Annotated in this window: 14 protein-coding genes; 9 read left to right on the top strand and 5 right to left on the bottom strand. The window is 37.9% G+C overall.

Annotation, left to right across the window (positions count from 1 at the left end):
* Positions 1 to 40: 40 nt before the first annotated feature.
* A complete protein-coding gene (locus tag K350_RS0100970; RefSeq protein WP_028978323.1) occupies positions 41 to 6691 on the bottom strand; it encodes a papain-like cysteine protease family protein in 6651 nt (2216 codons plus the stop codon).
* Between the two features lie 552 nt (positions 6692 to 7243).
* Between K350_RS0100970 and rlmF the strand changes: the two genes are divergently transcribed.
* A complete protein-coding gene (gene rlmF / locus K350_RS0100960) occupies positions 7244 to 8200 on the top strand; it encodes a 23S rRNA (adenine(1618)-N(6))-methyltransferase RlmF (RefSeq protein WP_028978322.1) in 957 nt (318 codons plus the stop codon).
* 151 nt (positions 8201 to 8351) lie between these two features.
* Here rlmF and K350_RS0100955 read toward each other — a convergent pair whose 3' ends face one another.
* Positions 8352 to 8801, bottom strand: coding sequence for an SRPBCC family protein (locus K350_RS0100955; RefSeq protein WP_028978321.1), 450 nt, complete (start codon positions 8799 to 8801; stop codon positions 8352 to 8354).
* A gap of 319 nt (positions 8802 to 9120) precedes the next feature.
* Positions 9121 to 9690 (bottom strand): dihydrofolate reductase family protein, encoded by a 570-nt coding sequence (locus K350_RS0100950; protein ID WP_028978320.1) that lies wholly within the window; start codon positions 9688 to 9690, stop codon positions 9121 to 9123.
* 264 nt (positions 9691 to 9954) lie between these two features.
* On the opposite strand from K350_RS0100950, the gene K350_RS0100945 reads away from it, so the two are divergent.
* The 5 genes from K350_RS0100945 to K350_RS31780 all read left to right on the top strand — a co-directional run bounded on the left by K350_RS0100945 (position 9955) and on the right by K350_RS31780 (position 13825).
* Positions 9955 to 10302, top strand: a complete 348-nt coding sequence (locus K350_RS0100945) for a hypothetical protein (protein WP_028978319.1) — start codon at positions 9955 to 9957, stop codon at positions 10300 to 10302.
* 76 nt (positions 10303 to 10378) lie between these two features.
* On the top strand, positions 10379 to 11335 hold the full coding sequence (locus K350_RS0100940; RefSeq protein WP_028978318.1) for a CorA family divalent cation transporter: 957 nt from the start codon (positions 10379 to 10381) through the stop codon (positions 11333 to 11335).
* Positions 11336 to 11443: 108 nt separating this feature from the next.
* Entirely contained in the window at positions 11444 to 12007 is a 564-nt protein-coding gene (locus K350_RS0100935; RefSeq protein ID WP_028978317.1) for a Crp/Fnr family transcriptional regulator, read from the top strand.
* Positions 12008 to 12081: 74 nt separating this feature from the next.
* The gene (locus K350_RS0100930) at positions 12082 to 12504 is read left to right on the top strand and encodes an ester cyclase (protein ID WP_037573519.1); all 423 of its coding nucleotides are present in this window, start codon (positions 12082 to 12084) and stop codon (positions 12502 to 12504) included.
* 244 nt (positions 12505 to 12748) lie between these two features.
* On the top strand, positions 12749 to 13825 hold the full coding sequence (locus tag K350_RS31780) for an eCIS core domain-containing protein (RefSeq protein ID WP_211236697.1): 1077 nt from the start codon (positions 12749 to 12751) through the stop codon (positions 13823 to 13825).
* Positions 13826 to 13995: 170 nt separating this feature from the next.
* On the opposite strand, the gene K350_RS0100920 is transcribed toward K350_RS31780, so the two are convergent.
* Positions 13996 to 15996 (bottom strand): 6-bladed beta-propeller, encoded by a 2001-nt coding sequence (locus K350_RS0100920; protein WP_028978315.1) that lies wholly within the window; start codon positions 15994 to 15996, stop codon positions 13996 to 13998.
* Between the two features lie 563 nt (positions 15997 to 16559).
* Here K350_RS0100920 and K350_RS30615 point away from each other — a divergent pair.
* Entirely contained in the window at positions 16560 to 21338 is a 4779-nt protein-coding gene (locus tag K350_RS30615; protein ID WP_051312739.1) for an NHL repeat-containing protein, read from the top strand.
* Positions 21339 to 21498: 160 nt separating this feature from the next.
* Here K350_RS30615 and K350_RS0100910 read toward each other — a convergent pair whose 3' ends face one another.
* Positions 21499 to 21825 (bottom strand): VOC family protein, encoded by a 327-nt coding sequence (locus tag K350_RS0100910; protein WP_028978314.1) that lies wholly within the window; start codon positions 21823 to 21825, stop codon positions 21499 to 21501.
* A 130-nt stretch (positions 21826 to 21955) separates the two neighbouring features.
* On the opposite strand from K350_RS0100910, the gene K350_RS0100905 reads away from it, so the two are divergent.
* Both K350_RS0100905 and K350_RS0100900 read left to right on the top strand, forming a co-directional pair.
* Complete coding sequence (locus K350_RS0100905; protein ID WP_028978313.1) at positions 21956 to 22192, top strand: hypothetical protein; 237 nt, start codon at positions 21956 to 21958, stop codon at positions 22190 to 22192.
* A 213-nt stretch (positions 22193 to 22405) separates the two neighbouring features.
* Complete coding sequence (locus K350_RS0100900) at positions 22406 to 24385, top strand: T9SS type A sorting domain-containing protein (RefSeq protein WP_028978312.1); 1980 nt, start codon at positions 22406 to 22408, stop codon at positions 24383 to 24385.
* Positions 24386 to 24513 lie beyond the last annotated feature (128 nt).

Below are 24513 nucleotides of genomic sequence, written 5' to 3'. Positions count from 1 at the left end.
GAGAAACAGGCCAAAATGTTGAAACTATTTTTATTTCCTATTAAAGCATTTTTAAAATGTCTCCGGATTTTCGGACAACATAAGGCAGCTCCGTTATATTGTCTAATGCAATATCAATACCTGCACCATCGTAACTTATCCAATCACCTGTAGAGTGAAGTTTATAAATAGCAAAATTGTCCGCATTCGCAGGAGTTGCACCGATTATCCATGTTTCATCATTCTGCCCAATGGCTAGACTACTTACCTTTTCAGGTGTAGTTTCCTGACTCCATGAAGTTCCGTCAAAGGAAAACAAGTCGCCAGGCTTATTGATGACCCAAGGAGTATTATTAGAAGCCATGAAGATTTTAATTGCTCGTCCGGCTATAGGATCCGTAGATGAATTAGAAACATTGAATCGCACTATCTCAAAACCATTAGCATCGCCATTCTGATCTTTTATGATCCAGATATTCCCATTGTCATCTATGCTCACATCTGTTGCTGTTATGGAAAGTCCTGGAAACTTCTTAAACATGTCATTCTCTACATGGAAAATTATATTATTGGAATCGATTAGCCAAGGTTCACGCGTTCTATCTATCAGGACTTTTTTGGCTCCATCGAAAATCGGTGCTGTACCAAATGGTGCCTTTTTATCAACAGAATATAATTTTACATTATTGTCAAGAATAGTTGACCCGACTAACCAAAGAAAATCTTTTCCAATGGCAAGATCTGTTGCTGAAATTTCTGGTACTCCAGTTAAAACTTTAGACCAGGAGGTTCTAACAAATCCTATTTCTGCAGAACAGTTGTTAGCATCCATTATAGCCTCAATGGATTGAAACATGTCATAACAGTCCTTTGTAATTTTAAGAGTTCTATTATTTATAGGACCCCAATGTTGTCTGTTCATTCTGATAGCTAATGCAGCTAGCACAACTGAAAAGGCCGGATTTGTAAAGATTAACTTTTGAAATTTCACGCCTTCTGCATTTGCACTTTCATTGGATGCCCTGTGTGGAGATGGGTTAGCTATTCTATTATTCCCAACTTTAAAAATATCAAGCATACTTCCTCTCGACTGAAGTTCAGTGAATATTTCATTCAAATCATGGATATCTTTAAAACGTGCTGTTGTATTTCCCACGCCAATACTTCTTGACATTTGAAAAAAGCCGGCTTCCGATGCCTCGCTCGTCTTGGTTGCAGCTGACTCCCCTGGATCCAGATTCAAACCTGCGCTAAATTGACCTTCACTTTCCTGCATTCCGAGACCGAAGAGAAGAGTAAATACTTTTCTAAGAGTAGGCGCTCCTGCAGCATGGTCTGTAATTCCTAGACCAGGCTTACCGTTTCGACCTGTTGTAAATTCGAGATCGAGTTGATTTAGTGCATCATTGGTATCATTGGCGACAGGAGCCTTACTCATGGCAGTTGCGAAACGTTCATTTTTTGAAATCAAGGCATAAAAACGACCATACATGAGGGCCATACCCACAAGGAAACCAGCATGATCAATTGGTTTGCCGCGATCGGCTGAGTAGTTCTGATTGATCCATGCTAATCCACTGACTGCGTCGATAATTTGTTTCTCACAGGAAGTCTTTGCCAGACTTTTTAGAGTAGCAAAAGTTTGGGCCGCATCTGTTCCTGAATTTTTGCCTTCTCCAAGAATGGCATCTTTAAAATGAACAATCTGAATAAATAAATTGCCAGAAGGATTATCTGTCACCATAGCCTGATATTGACTCAGAAAATCAGAGAAGGATTCTTTCTGTTCTCCATTTACGGCTGGGTCTAAAAAGACTAGCTGGCTGTTTTCTTCTGTACCATCTCCATCATATCCTATAAGGATTTTAGCATGAGGGGAAAGATTCGAAGTGGCATCACTGTCAACCGTAATCCAGAGTGGGCCATAGGTTTTCATCCAGTCCAAATAGGTATTGAATGTATAGTTTGCTGGCGGCTCGCCTATCATTCCAAGAGGTTCAATAAATGCTTTCTTTTCACTTGCCAGCAATGGTTGGTTGTTATTGTATTTGGAAAGATATTCGTCAGGTACCATTGATAAGATTTCCTGTATTGAATACGTTTTACCATCTTTCCAGCTTTTCATCATAGTCGCTGCGGCAGCCCAACATGCTTCTGTCTTATCACCTTGAAGTATGAGAGGAACTTTTGGCCCTGGCACTCTGTAATTTTGTGTGTTTCCTGCTCCAATCTCTACGGATTCAGATTTTCCCTCACTATCGATACTCGTCGCCTTTACTGGCTTTCCCTGGTCTGCTGCTTTTACTGCGGCATCTGTAAGGGATGGCTTTGTGTTCTGTGTATTTTCCTGTTCTGCCTTTTTGGTCTGACCTCCATCTACCATTTGTCCGAAATGGTCTTTTAATAGTTTCGCTTTCTCCTCTTTTGTCAGCTCAGGTGAGTTCCTGATTGAGTCAGCGATCTTGTCTGAATGTTCTGTATTATGGCCGATGGTATAAATTTCTTTAGCCATTTGTGCGAAGTCTTTTGCATTCTGTTGGTTGGATAGGTAAGTCTGCATAGCATTCTTCTGGTTCTGATCCAGACCGGTAATGTCCTTAAACACGTCACTTTTGCCGAGTAGATCAGAAATGCCCGCCAGACCTGCACCCGGTGTTGGAGTTGCCGGTGCATTCTGGATATTGACGATAGGAGTGGCAAAATCCTTAAATGCCGCCCTCCAATCTGTCACAGTTGGTACAGGAACAGTAACAGGATTGATAGGAGTTGGTTCATCCGTTTTGAATACATTCCAATCTTGAGAGGAATTTTCCTTTACTTTTTCACAGGCATCACAAGCTCCTTGTACTGCTTCTGCAAAGACTCCTTTGCTTGGAATACTTATGCGGTAAGGAGGGATAGGAGTAAGGGGCTTATAATGTTCAAGCAGATCTATTTCGACTGCCGGCCCTTCTATAGGCTGCTCTACCACAAATGTCCTGTCTATTTTGTATCCAGGTGCTACTGGCATAATCAATGAGTTTCCTGAAATGCCAATCAGTTCATTTTTTACTACGGAAGCTAAACTTCTGTACCCTACAGGAAGTCCGAAATCATTATATGTTTCGATACTGAAACCGTCCAAAAGCATATATCGCCTATCCGGATCAAGTGCTCGCCACAACACTTTGTTATAATATTCAAGATTGCTGTTGAGGTGTACAATTAGCTTTTGTGCCATGTACTCATCTTCTTTTTTAGGATTGCGTTTTTCATTAGCGTTTTCCGGAGTATATAATGTACTTCCATCAACCAAGTCATCCCCAACAAAGCCGCTGTATAGAATACCGTTATAATGCGGGGTAGAGTACCGGACTGTTACATTTTTAATAATTAATGTAACAAGATCATTTGTAAGACTTGCTGCATTATAAAAACTGATTTGTAATTGGGAAATCTCATTCCTCTTCTTATTGGATCCACTGCCTCTAAGATTAATTCGCATTTGAGTATTTCCCCCTTTGTATTTGGTCTCCGTTGAGAAATCTACCGCTGAAAAACTACCGAGACTCAGGTTGCCGGCTATTTTTTCAAAAATAAGAGGTGCTATGTCATTGTAGAAGATGCTATCCCATTCGGAGATCAATCTATCTTTAAAATAATAAGCAAGCATATCGAAGGTGCTCTTGTTAAGCAATTTTGCATAGGCATCCCATTGTGCTTTATCAAAGCCTCCTTCTTCAAAGAAATTCTGATCAATCTTTTTGATTCGGATACATTGGGCAGGAGGAACGGTCGCAAAATTTGCATCTACAGAAATGTAATCGTCGATCACACTGTATGCGTCTGGTTTTAGGCTTCCATCTGAATTTAAGTAACCTCCAACAATTGCACCAAGAGGCCCTCCAAGAATACCACCGATTAATGCAGCTGACCAAGACCAAACAGATTTTTTCTCAATTGGCCATGATTTTATCCTGTCATATTTTGATTTTGGACGAGGCAGATTGGTTTGTATATATATTTCGCCGGTAATGAAAGTAATGACCTCATCATCATACGCACCATCGGGAAAGTCCACATTTTCATAATTGGTTTTTATCCGGTCAATGGCGTCAAAAGCTCTCAGCAAAGGATGCTGGCGACCAATTCCTACAAGAGTGAATGGTTGAAGATAAGTTTCAGAAGGCATAGGTAATAAATGGCTTGCCAACACATCACGCCATTTGAAGACATTTTCCCTCGTGAAATTTGTCATTAACAAAGGAATAAAAAGACATTCTTCTACAAAGGTAAGTTCTTGGTAAATCGCGTAGTGTCTCAGTACCTCAAAATACATCATAGTAAGGGAATGACAATGATTGTGGTTGGCAATCACTTCTGTGGTCACTCCATAATTTTGCCCTTCCTTCACTGTCGATATCACGGAGGCATTCAACTCACGGTAACTTTGTGCATTCTGATTTATTGCATTTTTGAATTGTTCATTAAAATATTCTGATAGGGATCGGGAACTGTTTTGAGAAGCAGTAGAGTGCGAATTGGCAACTCCTCCCGATACACCAAATGCACCACCTATTCCCTGAATAATACCTGCAAGACCAAACCCAGCACTTACTCCTGAAGTGGTGGCAGAACTACTCCCTCTCATGGATTCACTTAGGTTCCCCGCGATGGTGTCAGTAATGCTTCTGTCATTGACAAGAGAAGAAGTCAATGATTCACGTTGAGACACAGTTTGAGATTCGCTTCCAGTTAAGGTATGACTTTGTTCAAATATGACGATCTCCTTTTTTTGACCTGGCGCAAGCGGCAAGGAATACAATAATTCTCCCATGGAGTAGCCGTCTGCTTTAGTCACAATGTTGTAATGAAGGATATGCCCGGTTGCTACGGTGACTGCCTGATAAAGGGAAAGATTCGCATGGGCATCAGGTGCATCCTGCCAGTAAATAGGGTTGCTTAGATCAATCGGTTTACGGACAATTTTAGTCAGACCTCCTTCCAACCTGAAGTTGCCTTTTCCATCGCTTGCAAGAGTGTAATTGGCGACATCAGGATCGGATGTTCTGACGATCGCCAATTGAGAATACTCATTAATCGTCCTATTGGGTGTAGAAAGATTGACACATGATCCACCTATATCCTGAGTATAAGAATCAGATTGTATCAGGTCTTCCTGACCAGGAAGCCGGTTGGATTTTTTTACATCATGACATGCGCAATCATCCTTTTCCTCCTCATTTGTCTCGCAATTAGCATCCTGCAACAATAAGTAAAGAAAATCATCAGAGATAGTTTCATTCTTTGAAACATGCTCTGCATCGGAATAAACGTTGATATCTGCCGGACTATTTGGTGTCAATGAGACTAATGCCTGAGCAGATATGTAATTCCCATATGGATAAGGTAATGAAAAATTTCCGGAACTGTCTGTTGCAGCCGAACCTACAATTCTCCATATGGTATCTCCTGTTTTTTTCGCCTGTATCACTATGGTGAGATCTTTTAACTTGCAAAGGCCAGACATTTCAAGCACTTTACCTGTTAATTTTTTATTCCCACCAGATGGAGTGGGTTCGTCGCCAGTAGTTATGACAAGAGGTTTGGTAAGGGGAACTTCAATGAGTAAATTTTGGAGTTCAGGATTTGTGGTTTCATATTGATTTTCCCACGCGATAGACCCATCATAGCATTTGACTCTTATGCTTAGTGGGCCGCTTATGAAATTGGTTATGATTGTTTCGAATGTGAAAGGAACTTCATTGTTCCCGGTTGGCTGAGCACTTGTCCAATCAAAACTGATGGACTGGGGATGAACGTTGAGACCTGAGTCCTGTATTAAATACTCAAGAGATAAATTAAAAAAATTAAAATCCTTAGCTGAAACAGATGAATTGTCAGACGTAATAATTTTGAATGTTCCTTTGACTTCAGCAGAGGTTATTTCGGGAACAGTAACAGGGAAATCATATAAGTCGTCTGTAATTATATCTTTAATTGTAGCGATGGATTCGTTTCTGCCAATACCAAAGTTCGTTTTCAGAAAAGGTATAAGTTCATCGAGAACAATTTTTATTTTTGGTTTGCCAGATGATACGTCCGTTAAATGGGCGATGATAAAAAGTAAAGCATATTCATTAAATCTTGGTTCTACCGATCTAAATTGAATTGCTGCTTTTAAAAAGGAATCTTTATTTATAACAAAGACATTCTTTCTTATATAGTCAATCAAGTCAAGTTCTAATTTTTCTGCTGCACTTTCATTGACAACAACTCCCGAGTTAAGTCCCGCTTTCCGATCCATGATTTCCTTATACTTCTCCGAAGCGGTAGATAGACTGTAAAGTGCCCCCATCTGAGTTTGTCCAAAGAGATTCCCTTTATTGCCATTGATCTCAAGAGCAATCTCTGCAGAAAGAGCATCAAGAAGATGGAGGTCATTGTTTACAAAACCAATGGTACCTAAGTATTCATAAAAGAGTTTTACTGAATTTGGGCTAGTACCAATGAGCAATTCGTTTGGGAAAGCAATGTCATAACTATCATCTTTTAGCTTCTTATTTATAACCTTTACCTCTTTACCAACAGTATTCCTTTGGGGAAAAGGCCTTCCATCCCTTAAAAATGTATTGAATTCGAAAGTCGGAATTTGAAAGCTGAGATTAACTTCGCTTAAAACTGTAGCCGATGAATCACCTTCATACTTAAATGTTCTTTGTAAAGTTGCCATGATTTAAATATTATAGTATATAAATGAATGATTGTTGCAGCTGAAATATTCATAAGAATATTAGGCCACAAGCTGTGTTGAAAACTTAAATAGCTGTTGTTTAAATGACTGTAAGAGTCACAATATCAGAATATTTCAAATAATTAATAAATATTTTAAAATATTTTATTAATTGTTCTATTTTTTATTAGGGAAGCTGTAATGATGGTTGGCATTAAATAATGTTATGTCTGATACTATTGGGCGGTTACATTTATAGGTTGAGTTATCAAAAAGAAGCAGGAAAGGCTTATATGTTGGAATAGATGATTATATGGAGATTGGGAGTGTGGTCTTAATAAAGATTTAACGATGCAATGAAATAGAATAAGTTTTTCTTTGTTATTGAGTTGATAGATTGGGAGCAAGCAGAGAATCAGCAACAGTTTGAGCACCAGCAAGAGCATTTTTTAAATATTTTGTTGCTCTGGCTCCAATTGCTGCTTCTTTCAGCAAGAGCTATGTTACTCCATTCCATTTTTTACAACTATCTTTGTAATCTGAATGCAAGAAATGAAACCTAGACCGACTGTCGAAAAAAATAATTTACATCCCAGAAATAAACATCGATTGGGGTATAATTTTGAAGAGTTAATCGCTGTTTATCCTGAGCTTCAAAATTTTGTAATGATCAATGAACATTCTATTGAAACCGTTGATTTTAGTAATCCTAAAGCTGTAAAAGCACTCAATAAAGCATTGTTAATTGCCTGTTATGACATTAAATATTGGGATATTCCGGAAAACTATCTTTGTCCTCCAATTCCGGGCAGAGTAGATTACATTCATTACATTGCGGACTTATTAGCTTCCAATAACAACGAAATTATTCCACAAGGCAAAAATGTTCAAGTTTTAGATATTGGCGTTGGAGCCAATTGTATTTACCCAATATTAGGAAATGCCGTTTATGATTGGTCTTTTGTTGGAACAGATATAGATGAAATGGCCCTCCTGAATTGCGAAAAAATCATCAGGAATAATCCTCAATTGTTAGATGCGATTAGTCTGCAACAACAACCTAAATCTCGTTTTATTTTCAAAAATATCATTACAGCTGAAGATAGATTTGCACTCACAATTTGTAATCCACCTTTTCATAATTCAGCTGAAGAAGCAAGAAAGAATGCACTTCGAAAAATTACTAATTTGAAACTGAACTCCAAACAACCAGACAAAGCTATTTTAAACTTTGGAGGGCAAAATGCCGAGTTATGGTGTGAAGGTGGAGAATTGAGTTTCATAACACAAATGATTAACGAAAGTGCAAATTACCCAATGCAATGTCTTTGGTTTACCACATTGGTTTCCAAGAAAGAAAATCTTTCAACTCTATATAAGATCCTGAACAAAGTAAATAGTGCAGAGGTGAAAACTATTGATATGTCTCAAGGTCAGAAAATCAGTAGAATCCTGGCTTGGACATTCCACTCAAAAGCGCAGCAGAAAAATTGGAAGTTTGGAAGGTAAGAGCTTAAATTTAAGTTAAGTTTACCGCTCTTTCGAATATATAATACGAATTCCTTTTGGTAAGATTTTTATCTACTTTAAACCAGCAGAAGTAAAAGAAACAGCCACTTTATGGTGGCTGTTAATCGACATAATCAGAAGTCTGAGTTGATCAGGCATCAGGTATTTGAGGTTCAACCAGTTTAATTAGCTTTTCCAGGGACTCTTGCCAGCCCAGGTAACACATTTCCACCGGAATGATATCGGGGATACCTTCCTGTAATACTTTCAGTTCTGTACCCACAGATGTCTTTTGAAGCCAAACGGAGGTAGTCATAATGCCTGGCATGTTAGGGTCCTCAAATTTGTCTGTATACTTAAGAAACTCATTAGGTTTAACCTCCACATATTCTCCACCAAAAGAGTGTCCGTTACCCGTAGTAAAATTATGAAACGACATTCTGAATGTACCGCCTGCCTTCACATTCATGTCATGTACAGTGCAAAGAAAACCATAAGGAGGCAACCATGCAGCAATTGCAAGTGCTTCTGTAAATGCTCGGTATACCTTTTCTGGAGAAGCTTTAATGACTCTGTGTAATGATACTTTGTTTCCTGACATTTTAATAAATCTTTTTGCGTTGATCCTACTCATTTGGCTTTTCGGGCCGCCCGTTTTTTTATGTGGCTGCTGCTCCACTTTATAATCGTTATTTATAATAACTTTTCTTTAGCAAAGATGATATTAAAAACATGCCCTTAAGAGGGTTTGATACGACAAATTCAAGGATTTTTACGACAGTATAACCAATAAAATTAGAACATAATAGTGTACAGAGATTCTCATCTGAGCAGGGGTTTAAGGGATGAAGGGTAGACAGGATTGGAACAGTTGTTCTAATACCATTGATGCCGATTCAGATATTAGCGGTTCGTTTTTATTATCTGTCTACTGTGTAATTCAGTTCAGTTACTCCAATATCAAATTGATGAGTATTCAATAATTTTAATTTTACTTTGCCTTTGATGCCTGTAAACAGTGGAATACCTTGTCCGAGGATAATAGGATTAACAAATAGCCAGTAGCCGTCAATTAAGTTTTCTTGAATAAGTACATGTGTTGCTGTCGGGCTGCCGAAAAGCAAGATGTCACTACCTGGTTGTTGTTTTATTTTATTTATTTCTTTTGCAATGTTGTCGCTGATAATTGTAGTATTAGTCAAATCAGCGCCTTTCATTGTTTTTGATAAAACAACTTTGTGAACTTTTTTATACCACTGTGAATGTTCAATGTCGTGTTTGGATGCATTTGGCTGGTCACCAGCGGTTGGCCAATAACTTTCCATCATCTGATAAGTTACGCGTCCATATAATGCCGTGTCGCCTTCTTTTATGCGCTTTCCTACATAATCAAAAATTTCTTCATTAACTTTAATCCAGTTCATTTCTCCGTTCGGCCCTGCAACAAAACCATCAAGTGATATATGCATAAATGAAATTATTTTTCTCATACAGTTCTCTTTTTATTGTTGTTTATAATTTGTTATTTATTTTATAATGATATCTTACTACTGACTGCAATTTAATAAATTTGCTTTCATTTGTATATTGAAATAATATAAGGCTTCAAACTAAGAAAGGCTATGCCAAAGGCGGTTTCCTGACAATCAACAAGGGACAAGTCCAACAACTATGAGAATAAACAAAGCATGAAAAATATAATTTTAATAGTAGCAGTTGGATTTTTTCTCTTCAATTGCCAAAAGAAAAGTAATATGAGCGAAGTACAATCAATTCGGGAAATAAAGGAAATCGAAGGCAAAGACTTAACAGTTGTGGGGACTTACAAACCTGTTAGTTTAATTCAGAAGCCAGGCAAAGAAGAATATTCAGGACATTATAAAGTTGAGGTAAATGATACTCTGTCAATTATTTTACTACCGCCTTACAATCCGGAATCCAAAAGATCTGCAGATGAAGTTCAGAAGTTTGAAGGCAAAAGAGTTAAGGTAAGTGGGACTATCTCCGATAAAACCTATATGGAACCACCTTCCATTCAAAATGCATCATTATCCTTATCCCATCCATGTTTTACTGAAATTAAGTCAATAGAGCTTGATTAAATAACTAATTCTGGAAGAGTTAAGGTGGCTCATATATAGTAAGGAAAAAGTGATTTATGAATATGTAAAAAATACGATGATTGAATTGATTTTAAAATCCAGAGAATTTCACAGAATCAGTAATACAAACGAAATTAAAGATGATATGATGGATTTTATATCTATTCAGTTTCTTGATTTCAAACAAGAAGAAATTGATTGGGTAAAGGAGAAATTCGGACTTGATTTTTCAATTATGAATCATACTGAAGATATTGAAGTCAGCTCTCATTATTTTGAAAATGAAAACCAGGCTTCTTTTCACTTTTCCATTCCTTATTATAATAAAACAAAACAGATGGTTGAAGAACCATTGTTTATTATAATATCTTCCAATAGGGTATTCAGTTTTCTTACTTCCAGTCTCGATGACTTTTTTAATAAAACATATGCGTTTAAGTTTAATGCTAGTATAAAACATTTATCTGATTCAAAGGCCATGTTTAAATTGCAAGTTGAATATATTTCTGATTACTATGCAGATGTTACAGAAAGTTTAGCAAAAAGGATCAAGGCATTAGCAAGCAGAGTATTGATTGAAAAAGAATTTACAGATAAAGACCTTGATATTATTACACAATATAATTTCAATAATTTACTTGTAAAGGAATCAATCAATGAAACGAAGCGAATTTTTTCAATGTACAAAAAAGGCGAATGGGAAAAGAGAATGAATGTCAAAGATATCATTGATATTGAACTTAACGATTTGGCTGTGGTATCAGATTATATTCAATTTAACTTTGATCGTCTGGATGATTTGAAGGAAAACATCAGTAATAAAATTGAGTTGGAACAAAATCATATTTTTAAAATACTTACAATGGTAACTGTATGTATAGCCTTTCCAACATTAATTGCTGGTGTCTACGGTATGAATTTTGAAATGATGCCGGAATTAAAATGGAAATTTGGTTACCCAATAGCAATATCTATCATGTTATTAAGTGTAATTTTTCCAATTATCTATTTTAAAAGAAAGAGATGGTTGTAATTGTCTATTCGTACTTTATTTTTTAATTATCTACCATTTGAAAATAGATTGAATAAAAGGCATATTGCACATATAATGCGCTGGTTACGAATTTAGGTCCCCGCTAAAATGGATATTCTAAAAAAATATATCGCTACAATAACCGACTTTTCAGAACAAAGTTGGATGGCATTATCCAACTGCCTTACAGAAATTGAATTTCAGAAAAATGAATTGTTATTAAAGGAAGGACAAATCTGCAATTCAATTTATTTTATCAGTTCAGGACTTTGTAAATCGTGTTATAATTTGGATGGAAAAGAAATCAATACAGCTTTTTATTTTGAGAATGATTTTGCTACTAACATCAAAAGCCTGACTACATCTTCAAAATCTGAGTACACTATAAAAGCTTGTGAGAAAACTAAAGTGATACAGCTTGACAAAACAAAGCTATTAGAAGCATATAGCAAATCTCACCAAATTGAAACTTTTGGAAGAAAGGTGTTAGAAATGATTATGGCCAAACAGGAAGAGCATACTAATAGTTTTAAAATATTAACTCCTAAGGAAAGATTTGATTATTTAATATCTAAACAGCCAGACTTTTTAAAAAGGGTTTCCTTAACTCAAACAGCATCCTATTTAGGAATCAGCAGAGAAACCTTAAGCAGGTTTCGTGCAATAAAATGAATTTTGTGATTTTTGACACAGGTCTGTATTAAGTACAATTTCCACCTTTGCAATAAGAACAAAATAATTTGCAAATGGAAAATTCAATTTTAGTACAAGACTTTATTGACCAAATTTGGAACAATAGAGCATTTGATCAATTAGACAATTTTTTACACAATGACTTCAAAGATTATTCTTTACCGCCCTTGCTTTCTCCTGATAAAGAAGGAACGAAAAAATGGATTATCAACACGGGTGTTTCATTTGAACATACCAGTATTATTGAAGATCAGGTAACAGAAGGTGATAAAAGCATTGTAAAAATAAAGATGAAGTTGAAACATATCGGGACCTGGAGGAACATCGAACCAACAGGAATGAATCTATTCACAATCGGTTACAGATTCTTTAAAATTAAAGAGGGAAAAATCATTGAGCATTGGGCATTAATAGATGGACAAGCAATAGAAAACCAGCTTAACGATGCATCTCACGGTTGTAAAATTTCAAAGTAAAAATACATAGTTGCGAGGGATCACATGAGTTATTAACTCAAAAAAGAGAATAAGCAATAAAGTTATTAAACTAGTTCCTACACCATGGATTTTAACGACAGTTCACGGTGTAATACTGCTTATTCTTACGTTAACGAATACTTTTAGTAGAATTTAAAATTTGTTAGATTAGTGTTCAAAGAGAATATATGTTATGGCATATATAAATGTCTAAGCAATAATCCAAAATCTGAAATAGAAAACGATGAAAAGTCACACAGATAAAAGTCAGGAAAGTAAGAGCCGATCGGCTGTGAATGCGGCTTCTAAGATGCATACTGTTGGAGAATCTTTTCAATTGCCAGACAATCGATCCGAGGCTGTTGCTCAACGAAAACTGCAAAAGATGGCTAATAATAGTTCACAAGCAATACAGTTGAGAGCTTTTCAGGAAATTGCTAGCAATAGCCCTCAGGCGAAACAAGCAGTTCAGTTGCAGTCATTGGCTGATGATTATTCTGGAAGACATCAACAGCCCATTCAGAAAAAGGAAAATAACACCGGTTTACCTGATGATTTAAAATCAGGAGTGGAAAACCTTTCAGGTTTGTCATTGGATGATGTGAAGGTACACTACCAATCAGATAAGCCTGCCCAACTCAATGCTCATGCTTATGCACAAGGAGCAGACATTCATATAGGACCCGGACAGGAAAAGCATCTTCCACATGAAGCCTGGCATGTAGTGCAGCAAAAGCAAGGAAGAGTGAATGCAACCAAGCAAATGAAAGGTAAGGTGAATGTGAATGATGATACTATGTTGGAGAAGGAGGCAGATGAGATGGGAAATAAGGCTTTCCAGTTTACTAATGATCAGCCAGAGACTGTTGTTCAGGGAAAATTACAGGATCAACCAGTAACTCAATTTGTGTTGGATGATGATGATTTGGAAGGTATGTGGGAAATGTCGGATGAACAATTGGAAAGTTTGAAATTGTCTGATGATGAGAAGGAACAATTAGGTCTATACAGGGCAAAGAAAGCTCAGCAACAGAAGAAGGATAATGATACGAGAGAAGCGTTGGATTCCATCAAAGGTGAGGGAAGTTATAAAACATGGTCTTTCAAAGGAGAAAGTTACCATCTGAATTTAAAATATGGAACAAGCCATGTTACATGGCAAACAACAAGCAGAATGCACTATTTTTATCAGGGAAGCGGCGCTCAGATAAAAGATAAACAACCTACGAAGGAAGAGCGAGGCCAACATGGATATGTGTTTTCTGATTTGCCTGCTGATGTCCAAAATTTTATCAAGGAAAACTATTTAAGTCTTATTTAATGTGAATAGGGCAGGATATATAATTCTATGATTTTTTGAGATGGAGCATATCAACGAGACAATGGAAGAAATTAAATGGTCGTCAATTGGGAATATTTAATCATTATTTGAAAGTTTATTTAGCGGAAGGAAAAATGTGGCCTGTCTCCCAACAGGCCACTGTATAGAAATTATTGCTTTATAAGCTTAGTAATGTGATCACCTTTTTCAGTGTGTATTCTTATTATATAAAGACCGGCCGGCAGGGGAGATACATTGATTTGCAACCTCTGTTCGCCATTGTACTTCATAGTATTCACTTCCGTTCCTTGTATATTGGTAATGCTGATTGTTCCCTCGGAGATAGCCATCTCTCTTACCTCAAGCACTGTTTCATCTGAAGTGATACTCGGATAAACTCTGATGCTATTCTCAGTGGTATTGTCAATAGCATCAACCGCAGAAGGGGCATAAATCTGAACCCTTTCCATATCTGCCACATATACTCTGCCGGATTCATTTACAGAAATTGAGGTTCCATATCTGAAATCTCCGCTCCATTGAGTGATAAATGTACCATTGCCATCAAATTTCTGAACCCTGTTGTTATTGCTGTCCATTACATAGATGTTGCCTTTTGAATCAGCTTCTATACCATATGGACTTCTGAATTTGCCCTCACCAGATCCTACGCCTCCCCATTGTAAAAGGTAATTACCTTCACTGCTGAATTTCTGAATACGATTGTTCCAGGTATCAGCTACATATATATTTCCGGAAGGATCGACGCTAATACTGCCAGGTCTGTAAAATTGTCCGTCTCCGCCTCCGTTGCTTCCCCATTGTGTAATGTATTCCCCCTCGCTGTTGAATTTCTGCACACGGTCGTTGTCGTCCAGCACATATACATTTCCACTGCCATCTGTAGCTATGCCGCTTGGAAATGTAAACTGACCATTGCCAGTTCCGCTGCTGCCCCATTTTTTAATAAATGTACCCTCATTGCTAAATTTTTGTACACGGTTGTTATTGACATCAGTAACATAAACATTTCCTGATTCATCGATTGCTATATCGTACGGACCGTTAAACTGTCCGTCTCCATAGCCATAACTGCCCCACTGAAGGATGAATTCACCGGTGCTGTTGAATTTCAGTATCCTATCATTCCCATTGTCTGCTACATAAATATTTCCTGAAGCATCTATTGCCACTGACGGTCCGTCAAAACCACTGCCAAAGCTGCCCCATTGACTTGCATACGCACCATTTGAGCTGAATTTTTGTACACGGTTGTTTCCGCCATCTGTTACATAAAAATTACCACTGGCATCCGTTGTGATATCAAAAGGTGCAGATACCTGTCCGTCTTCATTACCCGGTCCGGCAAACTGGCTCAGATATGTTCCGGTATTGCTGAAGACCTGTATTCTGTTGTTTCCATTGTCTGTAACATACACCTTTCCTTCTGCATCTGTAGTCACTCCGGTAGGGTCTTTAAATTTTCCATTATCTGTACCATAAATACCCCAGCGCGCCAGGAAAGTACCGGTTGTGCTGAATTTCTGAACATTGTTGCTGAAAAGATCCGTTACATAAATATTGCCCGCATTGTCTGCATGCAGTCCGCTGGGAGAAATCATATTTCCTTCGCCAGATCCAAATGTTCCCCATTGAGTGATTATTGTACCATTGCTGTTGTATTTAATGACGCGGTGATGCTCTGTGTCTGCAACATATACATTTCCGGATTCGTCTACAGTTATACCACTCGGATCATATAAGTCTGTAGGGTTTCCCCACTTTGTTATAAACTTTCCGTCATTGCTGAACTTTTGAATTCTGCTGTTGCCAATTTCAATTACATAAATATTACCATCTTTATCTGCAGAAATATTGACAGGATCATCAAATTCTCCGTTTGCATCTCCGCTTCCGCCATACTTGCTACCCAGTTGTTTGATAAATTCTCCTGTATTACTGAATTCCTGTACACGATTGTTTTTGCGGTCTACTACCCAGACATTGCCTTCATTATCTGTAGTAATGCCGGCAGGGCTATGGAAATGGCCCTCTGAACTCTCGTATTGGGTGAATCCATTCAGATCAGAAACATACTTGTAATTGTTCTGAGCAGATAGTTCGATCAGGAAGCCTGTCAGAAGTAAAATGAGGAGTAGATTTTTTTTCATCAATTATTAAGTTATAGACAAAAATATTAATTAAACACCAAGGATCAGCCATTGTCTTAAAATTTTTAACCTATCATTACATTCTCTGCTGGTTTGTCTCCCGAGGCTAAGTATTGCCAACCAACAATCCTGAATTGAGTAATCAGCTTATCTTTCATGAAGACATAGACTGTTCCGTCCAAATCTTTTAGCCATGCAAAACGTTCCCAGGGTGTATTATCTATTTTACCAACTTCAATTCCCTTTTCGTTTAATTTTTTTGATTTCTTTTCTATGTTATCTGTTTCGCAGATAATTCCCTGAAACCCTGCAAGTGATATGGAGGATACCAGCTTGAAAGATGGGTGTAATTCAGGTAGTTAAAATTTATACATTTCCAATGATTTTGTCCGGTGAGACTTCTGAAGGCAGTGCATCCAGTTTGAAACTATAAGATTTTACCCTCAAATGCATTTGAGTAAATATAGTTTAACGTTCGTAAAGCCAGAACTGCCGTTTGTAAAAAAATATGATATTATTTGATTGCTTTTGAATAAATTGATATTTAGAATTTATAAAATAGCATGAAAAAATTTCTCTTTTTATTCCTTTTCCTGGTAGGTTTCAATCGTTTATATGCTCAGACAATCAGTACATATGCCGGCACCGGTGTACAAGGAACTGCAGATGGCCCGGTTTCAACAGCTACATTTCATAGCCCCCAGGGTATAGCAATAGATGCTGCAGGAAACATGTACGTTGCAGATGCACAATCTTATAAAATCAGAAAAATTACTTCAGCGGGTGTTGTAAGCACATTGGCCGGTAATGGAACAAAAGGCAGTACGGATGGACCCGGCGCCTCAGCCTCATTTAATGCTCCCTGGGGATTAGCGGTTGATGCAGCAGGAAATGTATATGTAGCCGATGCCAATAATGATAAAATCAGAAAAATTACGCCTTCAGGTGTTGTAAGTACCTTTGCAGGAACAGGAGAATGGGAGGGCTATGGTAACTTAGGTAAAGATGGCCCGGGAAATGTTGCCACATTTTCTTCCCCCTCGGACATAGCCATAGATGCTGCCGGTAATTTATATGTAGTTGACAGCGGCAATCGTAAAATCAGAAAAATAACCCCGGCAGGTGTGGTAAGTACCCTGGCCGGCAGTGGTGCATTGGCTTTGACTGATGGTACAGGAACAAATGCTGCATTTCATGATATTGAAGGAATCACTATAGATGCTTCTGGTAATCTCTATGTAACAGAAACATTTTATAATAAAATAAGAAAGATTACCCCCGCTGGTGTTGTTACTACCTATGCAGGCTCCGGAGTTCCAGGAAATACTGATGGCTCGAGATTAAATGCATCATTCTCTTATCCTTCCGATGTGGCTGCAGATGCTGCCGGCAATATTTATGTAGCTGACCATACTCAGAATTTAATCAGAAAAATATCCGCCGAAGGAACAGTAAGCACTTTTGCAGGAAATGGATCTGCTGGCAATGTTGATGGCAATGCTTCCTATGCAAACTTTGACCGCATTCATTTTTTAGCCCTGGATGCTTCCGGAAATCTCTATATATCAGATTTCGGTAATTTTAAAATCCGGAAAATTGCCATGACGACTAATCAGACTATCTCCGGATTGAGCGACATGATCAAAAAAACAACTGACGATGTTTTTACTTTAAGTGCAACTGCCAGTTCCGGATTACCAGTTTACTATAGTTCCTCAAACACATCGGTAGCAATTGTGACTGGTAATACAGTTACAATTGTCGGACCTGGTACTGCTTCTATTTCTGCATTGCAGGCAGGTAATGCTACTTATTCACCTGCAAAAAGCATAGTTACATTAACTGTACTCAAAACTGGTCAAAGCATTACCGGATTGACAGACATCTGGAAAAACTCAGCAGAGGCGCCTTTTAACTTGCCGCCTACAGCAAGTTCTGGCCTCGGGGTCACCTACAGTTCATCTAACGTGGCGGTAGCCATGGTTTCTGGAAATACTGTAACGATTACCGGCGTGGGTACTACTACAATTACGGCAAATCAGTACGGAAATAAAATGTACGATGCAGCAACGCCCGTTTCGGTGACATTGACTGTAACCCAGGCAACGGCCAATCAGATGATACCAGGCTTTAACGATATGTATAGAGTTTTCGGCGATCCTGCTGTACCTCTGAGCACAAAATCTTCCTCAGGCGAAACCATTACATATTCATCATCCAATACTTCGGTTGCTGTTCCCTCAAGTGATGCATTACATATTTTCGGACCAGGTACTGCTACAATTACCGCTTCTTTATTTGCATCGGGTCAAACTTATACGGCAACTATAATGGTAGCCAAAGCTCCACAAACTATTCCGGGTTTGACTAATATGAACAAGGTGGCAACCGAGAGTAATTTTACATTACCTGCAAGTACAAATAAAGGATACAGTTTAACCTATAGTTTATCAAATCCTGCGGTAGCATCCATTTCTGGCAATACTGTCAAATTAACAGGGGAAGGAACAACGACTATCACTGCTTCCCAGGCAGGCACCAACGTTTATGCCCCTGTAACCCAATCTGTCACTTTAACCGTAACCAAAGGCTCTCAAACGATTACCGGCCTGGGAGATGCCATCAGAGAAGCAAATTCGCCAACCTATTATATATATGCAAGTGCCAGTTCAGGTTTGCCGGTAACTCTTAGTTCATCCAATCTGGGGGTGGCAACAATTTCCGGAAACAAAGTAACCTATATCGGAGCGGGAGAAACTACCATTACAGCTACTCAGTCCGGGAACGAAAAATATGCAGCAGCATCTGCTACTGCCATATTGAAAGTTGTTAAGGCAAGACAATTCCTGTATACTATTGAAAATATAAATAAAGCTCCATCAGATCCTGTTTTTACTTTAACTGAGTATTCAAGCGCCTCTTTAAAAGTAAGTTATACATCCTCAAATCCATCTGTAGCAACTATTTCCGGAAATAAGGTTACAATTGTGGGTATTGGAACTACAGTAATTACAGGCTCACAGGCAGGTGATGCACAATATGAAGCAGCGACGAATATTACGACTACATTGACAGTTGGCAAAAAAAGCCAAAGTATTATTTATTTAACAGACATGACTGCGGTTGCAAGTCAGGGTTACATTTATTTAAATAGTGCGAGAGCGACCTCTGAGTTACCTTTGACTTATACCTCCTCAAATTTGTCAGTAGCTACTATTTCAGGAACTACTGTTACGATTGTAGGTGCAGGAACTACCACAATAACAGCTTCTCAGGCTGGGAATGCAAATTATGAGGCTGCAACGCCTGTTACCTCTATATTAACTGTAAGCAAAGGAAACCAAGAGATATTAGGGCTGACAGACATGCAAAGTTCCGTAAGTGATGTGATTTTTTTTATAAACGACGCATATGCCACATCAGGGCTTCCGCTAAGTTTTACTTCCTCAAATGCGGCAGTGGCTACCGTTTCCGGAAACAAGGTAACTCTTGTTGGTGGAGGAACTACTACCATTACAGCTTCACAAGCGGGTAATGCAAGTTACAATGCTGCAACGCCTGTTAAGGCTACTTTAACTGTAATCAAAGCCGACCAGACCATCAATAACTTGTCGGAGATGGAATCAGTGTTATCAGATGGATCATTGACTTTAACTGCAACTGCTAGCTCAGGACTAGCGATAAGTTATACTTCGTCAGACCCGAAGGTTGCTACCATTTCTGGAAATAAAGTTACGTTCGTTGGTTCTGGTGTTACGACCATTACAGCAACACAAGCAGGGAATGGAAAGTATAATGCTGCAACGCCCGTTTCGGTTTCATTAACTGTGAACGCAGTCATTAAAACCAGTCAATTTATATTTGGTTTGTCAAACATGGCAAAGCTTACAACTGACCAGCCCTTCTACTTAAACAAGTTTGCCACATCGGGATTAACTTTAACCTATACCTCGTCAAATCCTTCGGTAGCAAAGGTTTCTGGGAATATAGTCACAATTGCAGGTGCTGGTAGCACTATAATTACTGCTTCACAACCCGGAAATGACCAATATTCAGAGGCAACGCCTGTTTCGGTTACTCTGACGGTGACTGGATCAAGTATTAGCAAAATGGCACAAATAATCACTGGAATGGAGAACCTGATAGTAAAAACTACCACTGATCCCGCCTTTGACCTAAACGCTACTGCAACCTCAGGATTAACGGTAAGCTATACTTCGTCCAATCCGGAGGTAGCAACTATTTCCGGAAATAAAGTTACTCTTGTAGGTGAAGGAACTACTACAATTACTGCATCACAAACCGGTAATGCCAGTTACAATGCTGCAACACCTGTCACAGTTATGTTATCAGTAAGTAGTAGTGAAAAATCCAGTCAAACTATATACGGATTAACTTCTATCATTAAGTATGGAGCGGACGCTCCCTTTAACTTAAGTGGAGCTTCCACTTCAGGCTTAGTTGTAAGTTATACATCCTCTGACCTGTCGGTAGCAACTGTTTCTGGCAATAAGGTTACGATAGTTGGCGCTGGTACCACTACTATTACAGCTACACAGGCAGGTAATGCATTTTACTACCCGGCTGATCCGGTTGCTGTTAAATTGTATGTTTACAAAACCAGTCAAAGCATATCAGGATTGTCTAATATAATTAAGTATAAAAATGACAGTCCCTTTACCTTGAGTGGGGTAGCTAGTTCAGGTTTGCCTGTCACTTATACCTCTTCAAATCCAATGGTTGCTACCATTTCCGGAAACAAAGTAACGATTGTTGACTATGGAAGTACTCAAATTACAGCAACACAAGTGGGGGATGCAAAGTACGATGCAAAATCTATAACGTTTTGGCTAGATGTAATCCTATTAAATCAAACAATAACTGGATTGTCGGACATGGATAAACTTGTCAGCGATGCCCCATTTACATTAAACGGAACTGCCAGTTCTGGTTTGCCTTTATACTATAATTCATCAAACCCATCAGTAGCCACAGTTATAGGAAACAAGGTAACAATCGTAGGCCCGGGAACCACAACTATTAATGTTACTCAGGCTGGAAATGAAGAATATAGTTCTGCATTCAAGTCTTTTAAACTTACAGTCCATTTGGTTGCTGGTATGGACAATGCCAGTGCTATTGAATTGTATAAGGCCTATGACAATGGAAATTCTACTATTGTGATAGAAGGCGAAGCTGACCTTATTAATGTGACAGACTTAACCGGTAGATCTATTTATACGGGCAATTCCAGACAGATTGAAGTTGCTCAGGCAGGTGTGTACATTGTAACAATGATCAATAATAATAAACGGGTAGTTAATAAAGTATTGGTGAAGTAACCGTTCTACATTAGCCTATCCCCAATAAAAAGAAACGCTTGCTCACAATGGGCAAGCGTTTCTTTTTATTGGGCGAGTTTTCTAACCTTGAATTGCTATATATATTAAAAATAAATATGTTTAAATATTTATATAGAAAAGCTTTATTTGAGCATCCCATTTATCTTTCGTGAAGACATAGACTATTGCCGTCCAGATCTTTCAACCATGCAAAACGCCCCCAGGGTGTATTATCTATTTTACCAACTTCAATTCCCTTTCCGTTTAATTCTTTGATTTCCTTTTCTATATTATCTGTTTCGAAGATAATTCCCTGAAAGCCTGCAAGAGAAATCGTAGTGTCACTACCGGGAATACCCATTTGTATCCACGTATCACCGTGTGCTCCAGGTGCTTCTACAATTACCTGAAATCCAAGTTTCAGATAAAACTCTTTAGCTTTTTGCCTGTCTTTTACAGGAACCATAATAATTTCAACTGATTTCATCTCTATATCATTTTAATTGTACTTTAAAATTAATGCAACAACTTGGCCTTAGCATCAGGTAAAAACGTCAAACTTACCTGTCGTTTACGACACTTGATCTTTTTATATTTGTAGATCAATATATACCATAATGAAACACGTATCTATCTTGCCACTGTATGATGCGACTTTGACAAGTATTGACAGTAGTCGTCAACTGTTTAGTCGTGTAAATGATTTTATGAACTACCAGGGAAAGGAACCTTTCTATAACATTGAAATAGTTGGGCTTGTAAAGAATACAAAACTTTCTAGTGGACTTTATACAATCAATACCGGCCAAACCATCAAGATGGAGTATCGAAAGAAATATGCGATTGCATTCTAGGTTTTATAGGCATTAAAAAAGCAAGTTTAGGAACTAAGATTTATAATCCTTTATCGGATTTAATTAGAATGAGGCCTGGCGGGGGACAGGGCGAATCGCAGATAGATGATATTTGACTTTATATACTTTTTTAAAAACAAGCTTGAAACCTGAAACACTTATTTTTTATCTTTGTCCGATTATTGTTTTTTTTTAACTGCTATCTAAAATTTTATGAGGGTATTACTATTAACTATTTTAACGTCGTTTTTATCATTATCTGTTTCAGGTCAATGGGTTAAGCTTACGAATCCAACTACTTATCAGGCAAGTTTTTTACTCAACCACGAGGACAAGGTATATGCAAGTATCGGAGGGGGAATTACTGTTGGAGATGAAGAACAAGGCCATTATAGGTTTTATAAACTGGAGTTGGCAAATTATAGATTCACATGCGCAACTAAATGGAATAAGCATGTGGTAACCGGGAGTTCAAACGGATTTGTTGCTTTATATGGAGATATTTCAATTGCCGAACGTCTTTTTACAAAGTCAATTAGCAGTGGTGAAATTTACAATATTGAAATCACAGGCGGGAGAGTATTATTTGCAACACAAACGGGTATCTTTATTTCGGATGATGTATTGAATACTGTTCAAAGAACAACGGCAGGTATTCCAAAGGTTAAAGTCGGACAAGTCAAAATCATCAATGACAAAATATATGCAGCTTCTGATTCAGGGCTTTATGTTTCAGAAAACTCCGGAGATAATTGGAAACTTCTTGCTTTTCCGAGGAAAAAAGTCAACAGTGTGGAGTTTGCTAATGACACCATTTATGTGGGTGCAAAAGCGGGCTTAATCTTTTCTACAGATGAAGGTAAAAGCTGGACTCCTGTCCTGTCCTTTGAAAATAAAGAAGTCAATAAAATTTTTGTAGATCAGTCTGATCTTTGGCTTACTTCTGGTTATCATACTTTTAAGAAAGTAAATGGAGATTGGCAGGAACAATATACCGGGCTTCCGGGAGAAGTAATTTCTATGGTTCGTGCCGGAAATACCATTTTTCTGAGTTCAGTATTAGGTATTGTTTCTAAAAAAGACGGAGGGGAGTGGATGACTGCAAAACTTGATAATGGGGGAGACAAAAGAGAACTTTCAGCATTAGCCTCGGATGGAAAGCATTTAATTGCAGGAACAGTAGTCGGTGGGGTTTATCTGAGCAAGGATTTTGGTAATTCCTGGGAGCAGAAAAGCCCTCCTGTAGATCCAAGTGCTACTATTAACAATCTGCATATAAATAATAAGGGTTGGTTTGCGGGTAATTATATGAATACATTCCGTTCTCAAGACTCCGCCAAAACCTGGGCATTAGCGCAACAAGGTTTGGCGTCCGGTACGTTTTCATATTTTAAATCTTTTAATGATTCTATATGGGCCTATAGTAGCGTTGGTTTATACCTTTCTCTGGACCAAGGTGATAACTGGTCTCAGTTTTTACCTGCAGCTTCAAGTGGCTTAGTCAAAAATTCAAAAGGAGATATTCTGTTTGCCAGCGGACAGAATTTATTAAAAGCACCATATCCATATACAAATTGGGATACTGTTACTTTCAGTAAGAACCTTACAAGGCTTGAGCAAGCGGGAGATACCATGTATTTGGGAACAGTAGGGGACTATCTTTACCGATCTTTTGACGGAGGTTCCACCTGGGAAAAAATCTTTAAAGGTTTAAACATAAGTAATGCAAATATTTATGAGTTAACAGTCAGCAAGGAATATGCTGTTACAAGTATTGAGAATGTTATTTATGTCCTTCGACATAATAACGATCAATGGACTACATTTAACCAGGGTTTACCTTTTGAAGATATCAGAGAATTGATGATTCTTAATAATGATCTTTATACTGTCGTTCAATTTCAAGGTTTATATAGAAGATCTCTTTCCGACTTTGAAGAACCCACAAGTATTGATCAGCCTGGCTATGAAAAGGCTTCTGACTTTTACCCTAATCCTGCTGTCAACTATATTCATTTAAAAAACTCATCAGGTGTTGAACAAACAGGCTTATATGACTTATCTGGCAAACTCATTAATTCTTTTGATGCCAGCGATGTTATAGATATATCCAGTATTGAAAAAGGAATTTACATAATCCGGATCACTTATAAAGACAAAACGGAGACCTTTGAAAGGTTGATTAAATATTGATTTTATAGGATCAGGTATTTAAATCTGACTATCCAGGGCCTGTCTTATGACAGGCCTTTTTTTTATAAATTAAAACTGACTTTACTTACCAATTTTAAAGTTTAAGATTCTTCGGCTCCTCATCCTGA

The sequence above is a fragment of the Sporocytophaga myxococcoides DSM 11118 genome (genome assembly GCF_000426725.1).
In the GTDB taxonomy this organism is placed as follows: domain Bacteria; phylum Bacteroidota; class Bacteroidia; order Cytophagales; family Cytophagaceae; genus Sporocytophaga; species Sporocytophaga myxococcoides.
The sequence above is the reverse complement of the archived record's forward strand: the minus strand, read 5'-3'. Positions and strand labels throughout refer to the sequence as shown.